At 60.9% G+C, this 1,329-nt stretch carries 2 protein-coding genes; one reads left to right on the top strand and one right to left on the bottom strand.

What is annotated here, in order from left to right; translation table 11 throughout:
• Window positions 1-89: 89 nt before the first annotated feature.
• Window positions 90-371 carry a hypothetical protein gene (locus ACXJL8_RS41300; RefSeq protein WP_456624351.1) on the bottom strand — a complete coding sequence of 94 codons (282 nt, stop codon included), beginning with the start codon at window positions 369-371 and terminating at the stop codon, window positions 90-92.
• A 238-nt stretch (window positions 372-609) separates the two neighbouring features.
• Between ACXJL8_RS41300 and ACXJL8_RS41305 the strand changes: the two genes are divergently transcribed.
• Complete coding sequence (locus ACXJL8_RS41305) at window positions 610-873, top strand: hypothetical protein (protein WP_456687061.1); 264 nt, start codon at window positions 610-612, stop codon at window positions 871-873.
• The last annotated feature ends 456 nt before the right edge of the window (window positions 874-1,329 follow it).

The following is a 1,329-nucleotide window of genomic DNA, read 5'->3' on the forward strand; positions in this document are numbered from 1 at the left end:
GATGTTGCATGTTGCGGCTCGACCGAGGCGAAACGTCCAGCCGCAGATGCTTCTGGCGGCACGACAAGGGCAGTTCGGCTGGTTCGGCTTCAGAACCTGGTGATCGGCGTCCGGTCGGGACCTGTATCTCGCTCAGCGTTCCATTGTTCATCGACAAGCCAAGCTTGGATGCGGGACGACGGAATGAGTTGCCTGGGGACGTGCGGATTGATCGTGCCCGCAAATACAACGAGACCTTCGTCGAGCTTTGCACGAACGAATGCCTTGGCCTCTGCTTCCGTAGCGAAGGTCCTTGTTTCCCGAGGGCTCCGCTGCTTCGGCAGCGTGCCGCGTTTACGAACCTCGAAGGTGACATACCAAGTCGGCGTCATCGCACGCACCAACYAATCGCCCYAGCCCAGTCGGTCTYTTGTTTTGGYGCGGGTATCACGAAGCTGGTTGATCTGAATCAAGATCGCGGTGACGGGYGGCAGGAAACACGGATMATGTTCGACGGAGTTAACGCACAGCCCAGCTCACCCTTGATCTACTCAATGTCGCTCATCTCTCCGCRCACACGCTATCGTAAGCTGTAGGAATGCGGCTTCTGCTACCCTTAGGAGGACCATCATGAAGGCTAAGATGCGACTTTCGATCAAGTCAATGACGGTTACAGGAATCGCTGCCAGCGCACTTCTGGGACTTGCAGGGGCCACGCTTGCTCCATCACCGGCCCGCGCGATCGTTTATTGCCAGTACGTCGACTATCCGGTCGGTTGCGTTGCCCGGGCTGGCGTTGCCCTCCGGCCACGGCCCGTTGCGCGCGCTGCAGTCCGTCATAACGTCGGCGGYAATGCCAATGGCGGCGTTAATCGCGTCGGAGCGCGTCGATAGAGGATTTGCCTGCGGGCCACTAGCCTTGGTGCATAAACCAACCTCGYGACCCGCGGTAGCATTCAACACCACTTCTCGGCCATGCAGCGTCTCTGGCGCACACGTCTTCGTTTCGAGGGGACTTCTCGGCTTCAGCAGATCAGGGTGCCATAACGTCGCTGGTATGCTGACGCGCCGAAGTCGATGCCCGCTTCACCGGCCTTCGCGTGTGCTTTACCGGCAGCGGAACGGCAAACCGTTGGCGCCTGTGACCAAAGTCCCCGATGTGCAGGCCATGCCGGTGGGCGTTATGTACCAGCCATTGCTGGAGCTGGCTGTGGACCCGCCATAGTAGGCGTTGGCTGCCCGAGCGTCGCCTGTGTAGTAAGGGCCGCTTCCCCATCCCCAGTTGGGAGATGTAGCCGCCACAGCAGCCGCCGTGCCCACGGCGGCCGCGCCGGCGACGCCAGCGCCGAC

The sequence above is a fragment of the Bradyrhizobium sp. P5_C11_2 genome (genome assembly GCF_054049755.1).

What these genes read in the sequence shown, in the direction of transcription:
- ACXJL8_RS41300 (WP_456624351.1), bottom strand. Translation starts at nt 371, where the DNA reads ATGACGCCGACTTGGTATGTCACCTTCGAGGTTCGTAAACGCGGCACG.